This is a genomic window from Micromonospora sp. RL09-050-HVF-A, assembly GCF_019374995.1.
Lineage (GTDB): Bacteria > Actinomycetota > Actinomycetes > Mycobacteriales > Micromonosporaceae > Micromonospora > Micromonospora antibiotica.
In genome coordinates, this window is the sequence record NZ_JAGKQP010000002.1 from 3,350,079 (window position 1) to 3,367,326 (window position 17,248).

The 17,248-nt window shown below is 72.0% G+C and carries 18 protein-coding genes and 2 pseudogenes; 9 read left to right on the forward strand and 11 right to left on the reverse strand.

The features are described 5' to 3' along the window. Positions 1 to 130: 130 nt before the first annotated feature. Together J7462_RS14435 and J7462_RS14440 are read right to left on the reverse strand one after the other, a co-directional pair. Complete coding sequence (locus J7462_RS14435; protein WP_219464521.1) at positions 131 to 1,654, reverse strand: sensor histidine kinase; 1,524 nt, start codon at positions 1,652 to 1,654, stop codon at positions 131 to 133. A gap of 52 nt (positions 1,655 to 1,706) precedes the next feature. Further along, a pseudogene (locus J7462_RS14440) lies at positions 1,707 to 2,737 on the reverse strand (SIS domain-containing protein). A gap of 190 nt (positions 2,738 to 2,927) precedes the next feature. Here J7462_RS14440 and J7462_RS14445 point away from each other — a divergent pair. Continuing rightward, positions 2,928 to 4,753 (forward strand): annotated as a pseudogene (locus J7462_RS14445) (tetratricopeptide repeat protein). An 87-nt stretch (positions 4,754 to 4,840) separates the two neighbouring features. Here the strand turns inward: J7462_RS14445 and J7462_RS14450 are convergent. Then, positions 4,841 to 6,430, reverse strand: a complete 1,590-nt coding sequence (locus J7462_RS14450; protein WP_219464522.1) for an MDR family MFS transporter — start codon at positions 6,428 to 6,430, stop codon at positions 4,841 to 4,843. A 108-nt stretch (positions 6,431 to 6,538) separates the two neighbouring features. Between J7462_RS14450 and J7462_RS14455 the strand changes: the two genes are divergently transcribed. Continuing rightward, on the forward strand, positions 6,539 to 7,108 hold the full coding sequence (locus J7462_RS14455) for a TetR/AcrR family transcriptional regulator (protein ID WP_219464523.1): 570 nt from the start codon (positions 6,539 to 6,541) through the stop codon (positions 7,106 to 7,108). Positions 7,109 to 7,237: 129 nt separating this feature from the next. Here the strand turns inward: J7462_RS14455 and J7462_RS14460 are convergent, their stop codons facing one another. Together J7462_RS14460 and J7462_RS14465 are read right to left on the reverse strand one after the other, a co-directional pair. Further along, positions 7,238 to 7,492: a flavin reductase gene (locus tag J7462_RS14460; protein ID WP_308290904.1), complete on the reverse strand. Its 255-nt coding sequence runs from the start codon at positions 7,490 to 7,492 to the stop codon at positions 7,238 to 7,240. Further along, positions 7,489 to 7,785, reverse strand: a complete 297-nt coding sequence (locus tag J7462_RS14465) for a hypothetical protein (RefSeq protein ID WP_308290905.1) — start codon at positions 7,783 to 7,785, stop codon at positions 7,489 to 7,491. The genes J7462_RS14460 and J7462_RS14465 overlap by 4 nt, the downstream gene beginning before the upstream one ends. A gap of 401 nt (positions 7,786 to 8,186) precedes the next feature. On the opposite strand from J7462_RS14465, the gene J7462_RS14470 reads away from it, so the two are divergent. The 6 genes from J7462_RS14470 to J7462_RS14495 all read left to right on the forward strand — a co-directional run bounded on the left by J7462_RS14470 (position 8,187) and on the right by J7462_RS14495 (position 10,979). Then, a complete protein-coding gene (locus J7462_RS14470) occupies positions 8,187 to 8,954 on the forward strand; it encodes a DUF5753 domain-containing protein (RefSeq protein WP_219464524.1) in 768 nt (255 codons plus the stop codon). Next, on the forward strand, positions 8,951 to 9,136 hold the full coding sequence (locus J7462_RS14475; protein WP_219470345.1) for a DUF397 domain-containing protein: 186 nt from the start codon (positions 8,951 to 8,953) through the stop codon (positions 9,134 to 9,136). The genes J7462_RS14470 and J7462_RS14475 overlap by 4 nt, the downstream gene beginning before the upstream one ends. A 108-nt stretch (positions 9,137 to 9,244) precedes the next feature. Next, positions 9,245 to 9,418 carry a hypothetical protein gene (locus tag J7462_RS14480; protein ID WP_219464525.1) on the forward strand — a complete coding sequence of 58 codons (174 nt, stop codon included), beginning with the start codon at positions 9,245 to 9,247 and terminating at the stop codon, positions 9,416 to 9,418. An 80-nt stretch (positions 9,419 to 9,498) separates the two neighbouring features. Next, the gene (locus J7462_RS14485) at positions 9,499 to 9,750 is read left to right on the forward strand and encodes a hypothetical protein (protein ID WP_219464526.1); all 252 of its coding nucleotides are present in this window, start codon (positions 9,499 to 9,501) and stop codon (positions 9,748 to 9,750) included. Continuing rightward, entirely contained in the window at positions 9,747 to 10,166 is a 420-nt protein-coding gene (locus J7462_RS14490; RefSeq protein WP_219464527.1) for a hypothetical protein, read from the forward strand. Before J7462_RS14485 ends, J7462_RS14490 begins: the two co-directional genes overlap by 4 nt. Before the next feature lie 87 nt (positions 10,167 to 10,253). After that, positions 10,254 to 10,979 (forward strand): DUF3800 domain-containing protein, encoded by a 726-nt coding sequence (locus J7462_RS14495; RefSeq protein WP_219464528.1) that lies wholly within the window; start codon positions 10,254 to 10,256, stop codon positions 10,977 to 10,979. A 494-nt stretch (positions 10,980 to 11,473) separates the two neighbouring features. Here J7462_RS14495 and J7462_RS14500 read toward each other — a convergent pair whose 3' ends face one another. The 3 genes from J7462_RS14500 to J7462_RS14510 all read right to left on the reverse strand — a co-directional run bounded on the left by J7462_RS14500 (position 11,474) and on the right by J7462_RS14510 (position 14,715). Beyond that, the gene (locus J7462_RS14500) at positions 11,474 to 13,702 is read right to left on the reverse strand and encodes a tetratricopeptide repeat protein (protein WP_255598609.1); all 2,229 of its coding nucleotides are present in this window, start codon (positions 13,700 to 13,702) and stop codon (positions 11,474 to 11,476) included. A 267-nt stretch (positions 13,703 to 13,969) separates the two neighbouring features. Beyond that, positions 13,970 to 14,500 carry a GNAT family N-acetyltransferase gene (locus tag J7462_RS14505; protein ID WP_308291117.1) on the reverse strand — a complete coding sequence of 177 codons (531 nt, stop codon included), beginning with the start codon at positions 14,498 to 14,500 and terminating at the stop codon, positions 13,970 to 13,972. Next, positions 14,500 to 14,715 (reverse strand): biotin/lipoyl-binding carrier protein, encoded by a 216-nt coding sequence (locus J7462_RS14510; protein WP_145921537.1) that lies wholly within the window; start codon positions 14,713 to 14,715, stop codon positions 14,500 to 14,502. The genes J7462_RS14505 and J7462_RS14510 overlap by 1 nt, the downstream gene beginning before the upstream one ends. 249 nt (positions 14,716 to 14,964) lie before the next feature. Between J7462_RS14510 and J7462_RS33640 the strand changes: the two genes are divergently transcribed. Then, positions 14,965 to 15,039 carry a 50S ribosomal protein bL37 gene (locus J7462_RS33640; protein ID WP_369700219.1) on the forward strand — a complete coding sequence of 25 codons (75 nt, stop codon included), beginning with the start codon at positions 14,965 to 14,967 and terminating at the stop codon, positions 15,037 to 15,039. A gap of 196 nt (positions 15,040 to 15,235) precedes the next feature. Here J7462_RS33640 and rsrA read toward each other — a convergent pair whose 3' ends face one another. The 3 genes from rsrA to J7462_RS14525 form a co-directional block, all read right to left on the reverse strand. Beyond that, positions 15,236 to 15,523: a mycothiol system anti-sigma-R factor gene (gene rsrA / locus J7462_RS14515; RefSeq protein WP_067312082.1), complete on the reverse strand. Its 288-nt coding sequence runs from the start codon at positions 15,521 to 15,523 to the stop codon at positions 15,236 to 15,238. A gap of 1 nt (position 15,524) precedes the next feature. Next, positions 15,525 to 16,349 carry a sigma-70 family RNA polymerase sigma factor gene (locus J7462_RS14520; protein ID WP_219464530.1) on the reverse strand — a complete coding sequence of 275 codons (825 nt, stop codon included), beginning with the start codon at positions 16,347 to 16,349 and terminating at the stop codon, positions 15,525 to 15,527. Positions 16,350 to 16,629: 280 nt separating this feature from the next. Then, positions 16,630 to 17,241 (reverse strand): alpha/beta family hydrolase, encoded by a 612-nt coding sequence (locus J7462_RS14525; RefSeq protein ID WP_219464532.1) that lies wholly within the window; start codon positions 17,239 to 17,241, stop codon positions 16,630 to 16,632. Positions 17,242 to 17,248: the final 7 nt, after the last annotated feature.

A 17,248-nucleotide genomic window follows, 5' to 3' on the forward strand; every position in this document is an offset into this window, starting at 1 on the left:
ATTCAGTCGGCTGCAAGGTGTCAATGCCCGCCAATCGACCGAAAGCCTCACCGGGCCGCAGATCGTACGTCGCTCTACTCACATTCATCCCGGCGTCACCACCGGGCAACCGGGCCGTCGGGCGGCCGGTTCAGGCCTTGGCCAGCGGGAGCACCAGCACCGCCTCGGTGCCGCCGGTCGGGCCGGGACGCAGCTCGATGCTGCCCCGCAGCTCCCCGGTCACCAGCGCCCGGACGATCTGCAGACCGAGCCGCCCACCCTTGGCGGCGTCGAACTCGGCCGGCAGGCCGCGCCCGTTGTCCGCCACCGAGACGTGCAGCTGCTTACGCTGCCGGTGCGCCGTGACGACCACCTCCGGGCGGGCCTCCGACTCCGGGACGTCGACCCCCTCCTCGGCCGGCGGGAAGCCGTGCTCGACGGCGTTGAGCAGCAACTCGTTGAGCACCATCACCAGCGAGGTGGCGATCTCGGCGGGCAGCACCCCGAAGCTGCCGGTCCGGCGCATCCCGACGCTCACCTCGGTCGCGGCCACCTCGGTCGCCGCGCTCGCCACCCGGTCGACGATCCCGTCGAACTCGACCGCCTCGTCGCTGGACATGGAGAGCGTCTCGTGCACCAGGGCGATGGAGGCGACCCGGCGTACCGACTCCTCCAGGGCGACCCGGGCCTCCGGCATCGACACCCGCCGGGCCTGCAGGCGCAGCAGCGCGGCGACGGTCTGCAGGTTGTTCTTCACCCGGTGGTGGATCTCCCGGATGGTGGCGTCCTTGGTGATCAGGGCCCGGTCGCGGCGGCGTACCTCGGTGATGTCGCGGACCAGGACCAGCGCGCCGATCGGCACCCCGGCGGGCATCAGCGGCAGGGCCCGGGTGAGCATCGTCGCCCCCCGGGCGTCGATCTCCCGCCGGGGCGGGCCCTCGCCGCGCAGCGCGGCGAGGATGCCGTTGGCCGCCTCGGTGCCGTCCAGCGGGTCGCTGGCCAGCCGGCGGTGCAGCTTGGCCAGGTCCTCGCCCACCAGGTGGGAGGCGTAACCCAACCGGCGGTACGCCGACTGCGCGTTCGGGCTGGCGTAGGTGACCTTGCCGCCCGCGTCGAGGCGGACCAACCCGTCGCCGACCCGGGGCGCGGAGGTGGTCTCGCCCGGGTGCCGGGGCGGCGGGAAGGTGCCGTCGGCGATCATCTGGGCCAGGTCGTCGGCGGTGGTGAGGTAGTTCAGCTCCAACTGGCTGGGGGTGCGGGCGGTGGACAGGTTGGTGTCCCGGCCGACCACCGCGATCACCTCGCCGGCCTCCCCGTCGGCGGTGCGCAGCCGGACCGGGATCGCCTCGTGCCGGGCGGGCACGTCGCCGTACCAGACCGGGTCGCCCTCCCGCCAGATCCGGCCCTGCCGGTACGCCACCTCCAGGTGGGCCACCTCCGGCCCGCCCACGATCCGCCCCACCTGGTCGTCCAGGTAGGCGGTCGGGGCGGTCGTCGGGCGGACCTGGGCGACGCAGAGGAACGTGCCGTCGTCGTCCACCGGCACCCACAGCAACAGGTCGGCGAAGGACAGGTCGGACAGCAACTGCCAGTCCCCGGCGATGCGGTGCAGGTGGTCGATGTCGGCCGGGCGGAGCTGGGTGTGCTCCTCGGCGAGGTCGCGCAGCGTGGACACGAGACACAGCGTGCCACGCCCACCCCGACCCCGTCCCGCTGGCCGGCCCGGCTCACATCGTCGCGGTGACCTTCTTCAGCCCGCGTGGGGCGTCCGGGTCCTCACCCCGGGCCAACGCCAGGGCGAGCGCGAGGCGCTGCAACGGCAGGATGTCCAGCAGCGGGGCGTACCGCTCGTCGACCTCGGGCACGGCCATCCGGGTGACCCCCTCGACCTCGGCCGAGCCGACCACCACCACGTCGGCGCGGCGTTCGCCGAGGCGGGGCAGCACCTCACCCATGGACCGGCCGCCGGGGCCGGAGCCGACCACGGCCAGCACCGGCACGTCCGGGTCGGTCATCGCGAGCGGGCCGTGCAGCAGGTCCGCGCCGGAGAAGGCCAGCGCCGGCAGGTAGGAGGTCTCCATCAGCTTGAGCGCCGCCTCCCGGGCGGTCGGGTACGCGTACCCCCGGCCGGTGGTGACGAGCTGGCCGGCGAACCGGTAGCGCGGGGCGAGCTGGGCCGGGGTGGGGTCGGCGAGGGTGTGCTCGGCCAGCTCGGGGAGGCGTTCCAGGGCGGCCCGCTGGTCGGCCGGCAGCACCCCGTCCCCGGCCCGGATGCCCTCCACCAGCAGCAGCAGGGCGAGCAGTTCGGCGGTGTAGGTCTTCGTCGCGGCGACCGCCCGCTCGTGCCCGGCGGCGATGTCGACGCCCAGCTCGGCGGTCTGCGCCAACGGCGAGTCGGGGTCGTTGGTGACCGCCAGGGTGAGCGCGCCGGCCTCGCGGGCGGTGCGCAGCACCTCGGTCAGGTCGGGTGAGCCGCCGCTCTGGCTGACCCCGACGACCAGCGCGTCGGAGAGGTCGGGGCGGGCCCCGTAGACGGTGACCGCGCTGGGCGAGGCGAGCCCGGCGGGCAGTCCGAGCCGGATCTCGGTGAGGTACGCCCCGTAGAGGGCGGCGTGGTCGGAGGTGCCCCGGGCGGTGAAGACGACGTGCCGGGGCGGCGTCGCGCGACGGCCGCCGCGACCCGGGCGATCGCCCCGGCGTGCTCGGCGGAGAGCAGCCGCGCGTAACCGGCCGGCTGCTCGGCGATGTCGGCGGCCATCCCGGCCCCTGGATGTGTCACGGAGACTCCCCCTCCTTGCGCATTTGCCGCGCGTTTCATGTTCAGTCTTGCACGAACGAGCCATTCTCACCATTGCTGCGAGCACTAACGCGCAGGAGATCCACACTTGTTGCCGGCATCCCCTACGCTTGCCCAGCCCTGGCAACCCCCCTGCGAGCGAGAGGCCGACGTGTCGGAGGAGCCACCCGCGCTGACCGCGGCGGAGGAACTCGCCCTCGCCCGGATCGCGCTCGACGAGGGCGACCTGGCCCACGCCGCCGACCACCTCGCCGCCGCGCTGGTGCTGGCACCGACCCTGCCCGACACCCACGAGACGCTCACCCGGATCGCCACCGCGGCCGGCGGTGACCTCGACCTCTTCCCGCTCGGCCACCGCGCACACGTCGGGGCCGTGGTCGCCCGCGCCCACCTGCTCGCCGCCGCCGGCCGGCCCGCCGAAGGGCTGGACCTGCTGGTCGCCGCCACCGGTCACGCCCCCGGCGTCGACTGGGCCGGGGTGCCCTGGGTGACCGACCCCGAGCTGGCGCAACGGCTCGACCCGGACCGCTGCGCCCGGATCCTCATGCAGGTCTGCGCCGCCGTGCCCGACCCGGTGCCCCGGACCGGCCGGGCACCCCTGCAGCCGTACCTCACCCTGGCCCGGCACGCGGTCGCCGCGCACCCCCGGCACGCCCTGCTGCTCGGGGCGGCGTCCGCGCTGGCCCGGCGGCTCGGCGAGGTCACCCTCGCGGTCACCTGGGCCAGCCGCGGGGTACGCGAGGCGCCGTCCAAGCTCGGCGAGGTCTGGCTCGGGTACGCCTACCGCAGCGCCGGCCGCACCCGGGAGGCCCTGGCCGCCCTGGAACGGGCCGTCGCGCACGACCCCGACGACCTCGCCGTCTATGCCGACATCGCCGGCACCCTGGCCGACCACGGCCAGCTCGACCAGGCCCTCGGCTGGATCGACCGGGCGCTGGCCCGCGACCCGAGCTTCGACTGCGCGGTGCACACCGCGCACCGGCTGCGGTTCCTGCGCGACGGCGACGTCGGGCACATGGTCGCCCTCGCCGACTTCACCCGCGACCACCCCGACGACACCCACGAGCACACCGACCTCGCCGAGTCCTGCCGGGGACGCCCCTGGCTGGGGCAGGTCACCCCGGCGACGGGCGCGATGGTCGACGCGTTGCGCCGGGCGCTCGCCGCCGACGGCTTCCCCGACGCGGCGGTCCGCCTCGACTCGGTCGAACCGCCGAGCGCGATGCGTACCGTCACCGCCGCCGTGCCCGGCCTGCACGTCGAGGTCACCGGCGTCGCCGAGCCGGACCCACGCGAGCCACGCCGGGCCACCGAGTGCCGGCTCTGGCGCTACGACGGCACCACCGCCGCGCCCACCCTGCCGGCCCCGTCCACCGTCGCCGCCGACCGGGTACGCCAACTCGCCCACCCGGCCTGGCCGCACCCACCGGCCGCCTACGACGCGGCGGTCGGGCTGGCTACCCTGGAGTTGGCCGACCTGCTGGGCCTGCTGGTGCACCCGCCCGAGGCACCGCCGACCGCGCTGGGTCGGGTGCTCACCGGCCAGGACCCGTCACTGTGGGTGCGCTGCGTCCAGGTCTGGGCCTGCCTGGGTCTGCTGCACCACCGCACCGACGAACCCTGGGCCGCCTCGACCCGCCGTCGGGTGCTGGTGGAACTGATCTGGGGCGTCGAGGACTGGATCACCGAGGCGGCACTGTTCGCCCTGGTCACCGCCGCCTGGGTGGACCCGGCGGTGCGCCCCGACGTGGCCGGGCTGGTGGCCGAGCGCCTCGCCGACGTGGCGACCGTCGCCCAGGGCCGGCCGGTGCCGATCGCCATCTCCCTGGCCCACCTGGCGCTGGCCACCCCGACCGTGGACCCGGACACCACCGCGCTGGCCCACCGGCTGCTCGCCACCCCGGCCCGCCCCGCCGGACCGGCCACCTGGCCCGCGCCTGGCGTCGCCTCACCGCCCTGGTCCGCCGCCACCCCTGACGCCGCGCGGCCGGCCCTGACGCCACGCGGCCGGCCCGTACCCCCGGGAGGGGATGGACCGGCCGCGACGAACGGGACGGGATCGGGTCAGGAGACCGGGGCCTTGCCGAGGGCGACCTCGGCCTGCTCCTCGCCGGTGGCCTCCGGCGGCGGGACGGCGTTCGCCGTGCGCAGCGGGATCTCCCGGATGAACCAGGCGAGCACCGGCACCGCGATCGTGATGATCATGGCCCAGAAGAAGACGTGCGAGATGGCGTCGGAGAGGCCGCCGAGCACCACCTCACGTGCCTGCGCCGGCAACTCCTTGAGCTTGGTCAGGTCCATCCCCCGGCCCTCGCCGGTGCCACCTTCGAACGCGCTGCCGGCCGGCGAGTCGGCGAGCCGGTTGGCGAAGATCGCGCCGAACAGCGAGATGCCGAACGAACCGCCGATGGAGCGGAAGAAGGTGGCCGCGCCGCTGGCCGCACCGAGGTCCTTCTGCTCCACGCTGTTCTGCGCGATGAGCATGGAGGTCTGCATCAGGAAGCCCATGCCGGCACCGAGGACCAGCATGTAGAGCGACGACTCGACCTTGCCGGTGTCGACCTCCAGCAGGGACAGCAATGCCATGCCGACGGCCATCACCACACCACCGACGATCGGGAACACCCGGTAGCGCCCGGTCCGGGTGATGGCCCGGCCGACCACCAGCGACACCACCAGCATGCCGAACATCAGCGGGAGCAGCAGCAGACCGCTGTTGGTGGCGGAGGCACCCTGCACGGTCTGCTGGTAGAGCGGCAGGAAGTTCATCGCGCCGAACATCGCGAAGCCGAGCAGGAAGCCGATCATCGAGATCAGCGCGAAGTTGCGGTTGGCGAAGAGGCCGAGCGGCAGGATCGGCTCGGCGACCCGACGCTCGACGAGAGCGAAGGCCACCAGGCTCACCAGCGCCAGCGCGGCGAGACCGAAGATCTGCGGGGACGCCCAGTCGTATTCGTTCCCGCCCCAGGTGGTGACCAGGACGATCGCGGTGATGCCGACGGACAGCAGTCCCGCGCCCAGCCAGTCGATCCGGTGCTCGGTGCGGTACTTCGGCAGGTGCATCGTGGTCGCCAGGATCAGCAGCGCGAGCCCACCGAGCGGCAGGTTGACGTAGAACGCCCAGCGCCAGGAGAGGTTGTCGGTGATGAAGCCGCCGACCAGCGGGCCGGCGACCATGGCGATCGCCATGATGCCGGCGATCATGCCCTGGTAGCGGCCCCGCTCCCGGGGCGGCACCAGGTCACCGATGATCGCCATCACGCCGACCATCAGGCCACCGGCACCGAGCCCCTGCACGGCCCGGAAGGCGATCAGCTCGACCATCCCGTTGCCGGTGCCGCCGAGCAGCGCCGAACCGGACATCCCGCAGAGCGCCGACCCGATCAGGAAGATGACCACCGAGGTCAGGAAGATCGCCTTGCGGCCGTACAGGTCACCGAGCTTGCCCCAGATCGGGGTGGAGACGGTGGTGCCGAGCACGTACGCGGTGACCACCCAGGTGAAGTGGTTGACGCCACCGAACTCGCTGACGATCCGCGGCAGCGCCGTGCTGACGATCATGTTGTCGAGCATCGCGAGCATCATCGCGATCATCAGACCGAACAGCACCACCCGGATGTTGGGTTTCGCCGTCGCCTGGGTTTCCTGAGTCATGGGTAAGCTCCCCCGAGATATGTCGCACTTACTTGCCGCCCGGCTAGTCACCTTACTAGCCGCACGGTAAGTTGGACAGCCGGACCCCGTCAAGCGAGTTGGGTGGTAATGGTGAGTCAGAGCACAGGTGGCACGCGGGAGCGCATTCAGGCTGTCGCGCTGGAGCTCTTCACCGAGCAGGGGTACGAGAAGACCTCGCTCCGCGAGATCGCCGAGCGCCTCGGGGTGACCAAGGCCGCCCTCTACTACCACTTCAAGAGCAAGGAGGAGATCGTCAACAGCTACGTCGAGGACCGGTTGCACCGGATGGACGAGCTGATCGACTGGGCCCGCGACCAGCCGGCCACCCAGGCCACCCGGCACGCCCTGGTCAGCCAGTACGCCGACACGATGTTCGCCCCCGGGCAGTCCGTGGTGATGCGCTTCTTCGAACAGAACCAGACCGTGCTCAAGAGCCTCGTCGCCGGCCAACAGATGCGCGAGCGGATGTTCCGCCTGGCCGACGCGATCTGCCAGGGCGACGACTCACCCCGGGCCCAACTGCGGGCCACGCTCGTCCTGTTCGCCGTGCACAGCAGTTGGTTCGCCGTGCGGACACCGGACATCAGCGACGACGAACGCAAGAAGATCGCCCTTGAGGTGGCCGACGAGCTGCTGAACGGCATCGAGGAGAGCTGACCGACCGGGCGGGACCCGGGGCGCACGGGCAGGCCAGGGCCACGAACGGATGCACGCCCCCGCCCCGGGCCGGTGCCTCGCCGGGGGGACGGGACAGCCGACGCCGGGCGGGTCCCGGGCGGATGAAGGTCAGTCGGTGGGCGGGCGGGCCCAGGTGAGGAAGCGGTCGGTCACGTCGACCGGGCGACCGCTGTCGAGCTGCGCGAGGTGGTCCTCCGCCTCCACTTTCCAGCCCGCGAGCAGCGTCAGCAGTCGGGGCCGGTCGTCGGCGTACTTCGCCAGCAGGGCGAGTTTCGCCTCCCCGCAGGGCCACGGGTGCGCGTCCACCCGGCACAGCCAGGTCGGGGGCAGGGGCGTGTGCCGACCCGGGATCACACCGGTCACGAGGTCGACACCCTTCGCGGGACCGGCCCGCGGGCTACCGGCGTGCGGGCTGCCGGCGTGCGGACCGGGGCCTTCAGGCGCCCGGCACCGGAAGGCTGGAGGAACAGGGTCCGCCGGGAGACCGCGTCGCCTGCGGCGTCGAGCACGTACGCGTCGACCCACACCCACCCGTCGTACGTGTGCCAGTCGGTCAGTACCCGGATGACCCGGACCGTGATCGGCCGGACGAACTGCACGCTTGCGGCGCGGGACAGGCGCAGCACGTCGCCGGAGCGAACCAGCGGCGGGGTCACCGCGCGGGCCTCCGCTCCCGCCAGCGGTGCCCGGGAGTGACGTTCGCCAGGCGGCCGGGACCCCGCCACGGCGGGACGACCGGGCCGATCGGACCGGGCAGGTACGGGCGCGCGGGCGGCGGCTCGGCGGCCGGCTTCGGTTCCGGTGCCGGTGGCGGGTCGGCAGGCTTCGGCTTATCGGGCACGGTGCTCCCCTGACGTCGTGGCGTTGGAGAGGGGCCGCCTCTCACCCCTCGAAAGAGACGGCCCCCCAGCAAACGCGACCGGCGGGTGTCCTCTTCGACCGGCGGCGTCGCTCTACACACGACTCTTGCAGGCAGTTGCGGGACGGGTACACAGCGTTAGATCATGGCAACGGGACCGTCGGGACGTCCCGAGTGCGCTACAGAGGGGTAACGGGGATGAATCACGCGGTGAAGGTCGCGATGCTCGACGCAGGCGAGACCGCCGAAAGCCTGGCAGCCCAGGTGGGCGTCGACCCGAAGACAGCGGCGCGGTGGGTGAGTCACGGACGCATCCCGCGCGCCCGGCACCGGGTGCGGGTCGCTTCGATCCTCGGGCGGGACGTGCTCGACCTCTGGCCGGACGCGTTGAAGCGCCGCGAACCGGCATGGTTCCGGCGGTGGGCGGACATCGAGCGCGAGGCGGTCGAGCTGCGGTGGTTCGAGCTGGCGTGGGTGCCGGGTCTACTTCAGACCGAGGCGTACGCGCGGGCGACGCTGTCGATGGAGGCGCTGTTACCCGAGCAGGTCGACGAGTTGGTGACGGCGCGCATGGCACGCCAGGCGATCTTGCAGCGGGGCCGGCCACCGCACCTCATCGCGGTCGTAGACGAGACTGCCCTCCGGAGACGCGTCGGCCGCGACCGCGCAATCATGCGCGAGCAGTGCGAGCACATCGCCGCGTGCGCCGATCTGCCCTCCGTGCAGGTGCACGTGGTTCCACTCGATACTCCGATGTATCTCGGGATGGGCGGGCCGTTCATCATGGCCGAGCTTCCGGACGGGGCCCGGGTCGCACACGAGGACGGTCAGGTCCGGGCTCACATCACGGAAGATGCGGCGGAAATTGCTACCCTGGAGAGCAGGTGGGCGCGCATAGTGGGCGAGGCTCTACCTCGGATGCTATCGCTCAAACTCATCAGGGAAGTGGCAGCGACATGGACATGACCGGCGCGCAGTGGCACAAGAGCACCAAGAGCGGCAGCAACGGCGGGGCGTGTGTCGAGGTGGCCGACAACCTGCCCGGCGTCGTCCTCGTACGGGACACCAAGGACCGCGACGGCGCAACGCTGATGTTCGCTCCCGGCGCGTGGCGTGGGTTCGTGACCTTCGCGAAGGCATCCCGCTAGACAAGGCGTTGGGGCCCCGGCCGGACGGCGGTCGGGGGCCACCTGCTGTCCGGGGCCACCGTGACCCAGCGACCCCGGCGTGGGTCCACTCGACCCGGCGCCCCCGAGGTGTCCACCCGCCTGGAAGCCGAAGCCCACCGACGCGGGATCACCCCGAGCGCCCTGATCTGCGAACTGGTCGACGCGGGACTCACCCCGGCCACCGACGACACCACCGTCACCGTCCGAGCCGCCGACCTACGCCGCGCGATCGACCACGTCATCCACGACGCCGCAGCCTGACCTGAGGTTACTGCCGGTTGTTACCCGCTTGGAGTGGCCGGTAGCACCGCCGGTGCTACCAGCGGGAGTACGCTGCCACCATGACCGCGAAACGCTCCATCAGCGTGCCCGACGACGTCGCCGAGTGGCTCGACGGCCAGCCCAACGTCAGCGCCGCCATCACCGCAGCCGTCCGGGCCCAGATGGCCGGCACCCAACTCGACGAAGTGCTGCGCCGCGCCGGCATCGAGGTCACCGAAGCCGGCAAGGCCCGCTGGCGCGACCGCCTGGCCGCGCCGATCCCCGACGACGCCCTCGCCGAGGGGCAGCGGATGCTCGACGAGGGCGCGTGAGCGACAACCAGGTCGCCGTGGTCCTGGACGCCACCGCCCTCGCCGCGTACGTCGACGGGCAGCTCGCCGTCGGCGAGCTGATCGCCGAGGTCGCCGACGAAGACCGCACCGTCGGCGTGCCGGCGGCCTGCCTCGCCGCCGCCTATGCCGCCACCAGCAGCGACGTCGGCACGGCCCTGCTCACCCTCCTGACCACCACACCCGCCATCACCGTGCTGCCCCTCGGAGCCGAACCCGGCGTCGACGACGCCCGCCAAGCCGGCGTCCTCGCCCGCGCCGCAGACGGCGACATCGCCCTCGGGCACGCCGCCCGCACTGCCATCGCCCACCAGGCCCATCTGGCCACCACCGACCCCAATCCGGCCGCCGCCGTGCTGCCCGCCGGCTGGAGCATTCTCGACCTCAGCCAGGCGTGACCGGTGCCTCTGCGGCACCCCAGCCGGCGGTGAGGATCCGCCGGCGCGTCGCGCGGCGTGTGGTGATCGCGCGCTTACTGTCTGCGGGTGCTGCTGACTTACCTGGACGAGTCGTACACCGATCGCTGGTACTGGATGGGCGCGCTACTTGTCCCCGACGTCGTGGCCATCCCGTTGAGCACAGCCTTGGACGAGGTGATGCTCGACGCGGCGAAGGCCTACGGCGTCGCGGCGGAGTCTGAGCTTCATGGCTACGACCTGTTCCAGGGCCGAGCGCCGTGGACAGGTCTGCCGCCCCGGGCCCGAATCGCGGTGTACAACTCCGCGCTCAAGGCCATCGGCTCGCACGAGGTCACGATCATCCTGCGAGGGGTCGACCGCCATGGCCTCACCCGTCGGTACGCCACACCAAAGCCGGCACACGAGGTGGTGCTGTCACACCTGCTCGAACGCATCGACGGGTACGCGGCGATGCGCGAGCAGCTGGTCCTGGTCATCGCCGACGAGGTCGACAACCCGGCAACCCATCGTTCCGACCTGAGCCGCTACCGGACTGCTGGAACCGGCGGCTACCGATCTCGCCGGCTCACCCACATCGTCGACACACTGCACTTCGCCCCATCGCATGCCTCACGGCTCGTGCAGGCCGTCGACCTGGTGACATTCCTGTTCCGCCGAATAGCCAGCGGTACCGTAGCGGACCCGCGCGAGATGGCCGCGAACGAACGGCTGTGGTCGTGGGTCGAGCCGCGCCGCTACCACTCCTGGTGCTGGTCCCCGACCGCCCCTCAGATGCACGAAGGGCCCGCGTGAGCGGGCCCTAAGGCGGCTGCGGGAACCCCCGAAAGGGCCTCCTGCGCTCCCCAGATTAGCAGCAAGTTGTGCGCGACACACAAACTTCGCGAATCGGCTTGGGGTCGGGTGCCGGGTGCCACCGGGGTATGACCCCGATGTCGCCGACGAAGACCGCACCGTCGGTGTGCCGGCTGTCTGCTCGCCGCCGTCTACGCGGCCACGAGCAGCGACGTCGGCACTGCCCTGCTCACCCTGCTGACCACCACGCCCGCTGTCGCCGTGCTGCCTCTTCGCGGCCGAGCCCGGCGTCGACGACGCCCGCCAGCCCGGCGTCCTCGCTGACGCCGCAGGCGGCCACATCGCCCTCGGTCACGCTACCCGCGCGGCCATCGTTCACCAGACGCACCTAGCCGCCACTGACCTGCCACGGGCGTGGCACAGATGGGCAGCGCGGATGGCGCGGTCGCAGCGTTCCCAACCCTGTGCAGGCCCGCCGCGATGCCATCCCGGTGTTACCCCTCGGGCTGCTCACCGTCGCCGCGCTGTTCAAGCAGAGCCCTCAGGTTGCTCATCGCCGGCCGGTGGCCGGTGCCGGCTGCGCGTCGATACCACTGCTCCGCCTCGTCTTGGCTGCCGCGCTGTTCGAGCAGAATCCCCAGGTTGTACATCGCGTCGGTGTGGCCGGTGTCGGCTGCGCGTCGATACCACTGCTCCGCCTCCTCCTGGCTATCGCCGCGCTGTTTGAGCAGAATCCCCAGGTTGTTCATTGCGTCGGTGTGGCCGGTGTCGGCTGCACGTCGGAACCACTGCTCCGCCTCCTCCTGGCTATCACCGCGCTTGGCAAGTAGAACGCCCAGGTTGCTCATCGCCCTGGTGTGGCCGGTGTCGGCTGCACGCCGATACCACTGCTCCGCCTCATCTTGGCTGCCGCGCTGTTCAAGCAGAACGCCCAGGTTGCTCATCGCCTCGGTGTGGCCGGTGTCGGCTGCACGCCGATACCACTGCTCCGCCTCATCTTGGCTGCCGCGCTGTTCAAGCAGAACGCCCAGGTTGCTCATCGCCCTGGTGTCGCCGGTGTCGGCTGCACGCCGGAACCACTGCTCCGCCTCCTCCTGGCTGCCGCGCTGTTCAAGCAGAACGCCCAGGTTGTACATCGCCTCGGTGTGGCCGGTGTCGGCTGCACGCCGGAACCACTGCTCCGCCTCCTCCTGGCTGCCGCGCTGTTCAAGCAGAACGCCCAGGTTGCTCATCGCGTCGGTGTGGCCGGTGTCGGCTGCATGCCGGAACCACTGCTCCGCCTCCTCCTGGCTATCACCGCCCCGGGCAAGCAGAACGCCCAGGTTGAACATCGCGTCGGTGTGGCCGGTGTCGGCTGCGGTGCGCCACGCCTGTTCGGCGATGTCTAACCGTTGGGTGAAATAGGCATGAGTGCCGATGGTGGCGGCTTGGGGGGTGGTGGCGATGGGGAGCAGGGTGTTCCAGACATGGTCGGGGACTGGGGTGGCTGCGAGGGGGCCTTGGCCGGTGGTGGTGCGGTCGAGGAGGTAGTCGGAGGCGGTGTAGGTGTCGTTGTCGTGGGGCAGGAGGCAGGAGCTGGCGCCGAGGACCCGTTCGCATGCCCATTGGAGTCCTTGAGTGATGGTGGGTAGATCGGCGCGGTGTCTCCAGGCGGGGGACAGGTAGGGGCGGTAGAGCTTGGCGAGAATGTCGCGGGAGACGGGAGTGGTGTAGCCGGCGCGGCGACAGTCCACCGCGGCGCTGATGAGGGCGTGTCCGACTTCGAACGAGGGGCCGTCGCCGACCGACCAGCGGCGCATCATGGCCGGGCCGGCGGCGAGGTATTCGGCGAACCCGACCCCGGCGGTTAGCGCAGCCGTGATCCGGTCGTCGCCAGTGGCCTCGGCGGCGGTGCGCTCGGAGTCGGTGAGGTGCTGACCGACCGGGATGCGACGTCGGCCGCGGATCTGGGCCACCAGTTTCGCCGCAGCCTCGTCCAGCCCGGCTGTGATGAGTTCTTGGCCTTGGCCGCCTCGGGTGGCGGCGTGGTCGAGGCGGGATAGTTCCTCGTCGCGGATGGTGGCCACCACCACCACGTCGGCCCGCCCGGAGGGGCACAGACGTTGAAGTAGCGCCTGGTCGATGCCTCCGGGGGTGAGGAAGCGCTCCAGGTCGTCGAGCCACACGACCGCATCGCTGATCGGATAGCCGGCCTCGACCAGATCTCTCAGCGCCCCTGCGTACGCCGGGGTGAGTAGCTGGTGGTGCGGGCGGAGGCGGTGGATGGCCTCGAACGCGCTGCGGCTCTTGCCGGCGGCTGCCTTGCCGTGCAGCAGCACGATCCCGCCTTCGGCGATGGCCCATTCCAGATCATCGTCACCAGTGCGGGGAACGTAGCGAGGAAGGTCCTGGTCATGGCGGTCGGTGGTATCGATGGCAGGTTTGACGCCCAGGTCCAGCGGGTCGACCTGCTCCACCAACGGCGGCCGTCCGTCGTCGCGAAGATGCAGCAGGCACCCGAGGGGCACGGACTCAGTCGGGCTGGCGGTGCCGGGTTTTTTGCCTGGTCGCGCCGTGCGCCAGCCGACCACCAGCCCTACCGCTCCGAGGAGCCCGAAACCGATGCTGGTGATTTTCTCAGCCCGGTCCAGACCTTGCTTCACCAGGAAGTACACCACCGGGACAACGACTGCGACCGAGGAGAACAGCAACACGATCTGGCGGAGTCGTCGCCGCACCGACATGAAGGCCACACGTCATTCTGAAGGTGACCGGCAAGAAGCGCAGACCCGCCATCTCACCCACGCTAGCCCGCCCATCAGCTGAGAGCATTCTCGACCTCAGCCAGGCGTAGACGGCGTGCTCGTCTTCTTCAGGCGTCACGGGTGGCCAACGAAGATGACGGCCGCCGATGTCGGGTGCTCCGAGCACGACGGGCAGCGCATGGCCCGATGTGACGAGGGGTGCGACGCCGTCCACGGCCAGGCGGCGGGCAGACCGGTGCGACCCGGTCAGGCCGGGCCGGCGGGCAGGGCCATGCGCAGGGCGAGCAGGTCGACGCCGGGCAGCGGAGACCAGTCCCGCTCCGGGGTACGCACGAAGCCGAGCCCCGCGTACAGCCGGTGGGCGGCGTCGGCGAGCCCGCTGCGGACGCAGATGACCATCGCCGAGCAGCCCTGGTCCACGGCCCGGGACAGGCAGGCCCGGACCAGCGCCGCGCCCGCGCCCCGGCCCTGGGCGGCCGGGTCCACCGCCAACATCCGGAACTCCGCCTCACCCGGCCGGGACAGCTCCGCGTACGGGCTGCCGGGCAGCACGTAGGTGACCGAGCCGAGCACGGCACCGGTCGGCTCGTCGACGGCGACCAGGATCTCGCCGTGCTCCGCCCGGCCGGCCACGTCGGCCAGCACCCCGCCGTAACCGTTCTCGCCCTTGAGCTGGCCGTCGGCCTCGTAGGCGGCGACGGTCAGCCGGGCCACCGCCGGAAACTCGGCCGGCCCGGCCCGCCGGACCAGCAGCCCGGTCGACCGGTCGCCGGGAATCAACCGATCACCGCGATCAGGTCACCGTCCTGCACCACGTCGCCCTCGTTGACCGCGAGCTGCTCGACCACCCCGTCGGACTCGGCGACGACCGGGATCTCCATCTTCATCGACTCCAGGATCACCAACGTGTCCCCCTCGGAGACGGTGTCACCGGTCGACGCCACGACCTTCCACACGTTGGCCACCATCTCGGCGCGGATCTCCTCGGCCATCACGGCCCTCCCTCTCCACCGGGTGTGTCTGCGTCGGTATCCAATCACGTGCCGCCCCCGCGCGGGCGACGAGCGCCGACACCGGCCAGGCCACGCCCACCGACGTACCGCTGCCGCCCCGGCGCACGACGGCGGGTGCCGGCCGCACTAGCATCATCAGGTCGGACCCCGACGCCGGGAGGACCGGCGGCGTGCCCCGACGTCCAGGGTCGCCGCAGCAGGGGTCGGACCCATCACGAGGAGGTCAGCATGGCGAAGAAGGCCCGTAAGAAGAAGGCCCGTAAGAAGAGCGGCGCGAACCACGGCAAGCGCCCCAACTCCTGAGTCGTCCCGGCGGTCCACCGCCGCGACGCCAGGGCCGGCCGGAGCCGGACACACCGGTGGCCCGGGTCGACGTCGACCCGGGCCACCGGTGTGCGTGCCGTCAGCCGGCCGGTGCGGGCCGGATTTCATTCGACGCCGGGTGGGGTGCGGGCACCGGCGCGTCGGGCGGCTGCGGGGTCACCCGGCCGCCGCAGGGTCACTCGGCGAGTTCGCGGGACTCGCTGGCCTCGAAGACCACCAGCTCGGTGAGGCGTACCCGCAGCCGCTCGCGCAGCTGGTCGGGGGCGGTCTCGTTGCCGCAGCAGCGGGCCACCAGCGCCCGTACCTCCTGCTCGATGCCGTACTCACGCAGGCAGGGCCCGCACTCGTCCAGGTGGTAGCGGATCAGCGAACGGCGTTCCTCGGCACACTCCAGGTCCAGGTAGAGGTAGACCTCGGCGAGCACTTCCCGGCAGTCCGTCTCGTGCGGCTTTCCGCAGCTCATGTCACACCTCCCGACTGGCAGTGGCGGTGGTGGTCGAGCCCTTCGCGGGCTGCGCGGCGCTGAAGCCACGCTCCGCGGCGTACCGCTCGAGCAGCTTGCGCAGATTGCGACGCCCGCGGTGCAACCGGGACATCACGGTGCCGATCGGCGTGCCCATGATGTCGGCGACCTCCTTGTACGAGAAGCCCTCGACATCGGTCAGATAGACCGCCAACCGGAACTCCTCCGGCAACTGCTGCAGGGCCTCCTTGACGTCGCTGTCGGGCAGCCGGTCCAACGCCTCGGTCTCGGCCGACCGCAACCCGCTGGAGGTGTGCGACTCGGCCTCGGCGAGCTGCCAGTCGGTGATCTCCTCGGTGGGCGCCTGGATGGGCTGGCGCTGCCGCTTGCGGTAGGAGTTGATGTAGGTGTTGGTCAGGATCCGGTAGAGCCAGGCCTTCAGGTTGGTGCCCTGCTCGAACTGGTGGAAGGCGGCGTACGCCTTCAGGTACGTCTCCTGGACCAGATCCTCGGCATCGGCCGGGTTGCGTGTCATCCGCAGCCCGGCGGCGTAGAGCTGATCGACGAAGGGCATCGCGTCCCGCTCGAAGCGGGCCTTACGCTCGTCCGTCTTCTCGGTGGTCAACCGCACATCCCCTCGCGTCGGATGCTGTCCCGCCGAGGATACGCGGCCGAACCGGCCCACAGCTTCGGTTCCGCCGGGTGTGCTGGTGCTCACCACCTCGTGACCGGTCCCCACCGCCGGCCAGTCCGGGCCGTCCAGCAGCTGTCTGAGCTGCCGTGCGCCCTGCTCGTCCCGCTCCCGGTTCCGTGTCTCGGTCGGCACCGGTCACCCCCCTCGCCAGATTCTTCGTCCGGGAGGCGTAACACCCGACCGCAGGCCGGGCATTCCGCCGGCCCCCGCTCCTGGTCCCGACCCACCGGTCGGCTACCGGCGGGCTGGGACCAGGAAGGGCCTGGGAGGGACGGTCCCGACCACCCGAACCGGAAGGTCGACACCATCGGATGCAACGACGGCTCCGGCGGGGCGGAAACGGGTGGTCACCGCGTCGGTCCGCGCCGGGGCGACCGGTCGACGCGGCGCGGGACGACCCGGTCCGGGCGGATCAGCGGGCCCAGCCGTGTGCGCGCAGCCAGGTGAGCACCACCCCGGCCGTGCCGGTCGGATCCCGGCGCAGGTCGTGACGTTCGCCACCGCGTACCACCACCTCGACCGGGCCGGCGGCGGTGGGCGTCCCGAACGGGTCCCGGTCGCCGTTGACCACCAGCGTCGGCAGCCCGGTGACCAGTTCGTCGGCCCGGGAGCGCTCCGGCCGCCCCGGCGGGTGCAGCGGAAAGGCCAACGCGACCACCCCGGCCGCACCCACCGCGCGGGCCGTCCGACAGGCCACCCGGGCACCGCTGGACCGCCCACCGACCAGCAGGGGCAGCTCGGGATGCCGGTGGCGCAGCGCGGCCAGCACCGCCGTCCACGCCTCGTCCAGGTGCCCGGCCGGGGCCGGGGCCCGGCGACCGGCCACCCGGTAGGGCTGGGTCACCCGGGCCACCACCACCCCGGCGTCGCGGGCGGCGTCGCGCAGGGCGAGCAGGTCCGGCGCGTCCACCGCACCACCGGCGCCGTGGCCGAGCACGAGCAGCGACGTCGGCGCGGCGGCCGGCAGGTCGGTGTCGACCCGGGCCGGGCCCCGGGGGGTGTCGAGTTGCGTGGGGTGCGGCACCCGGCCA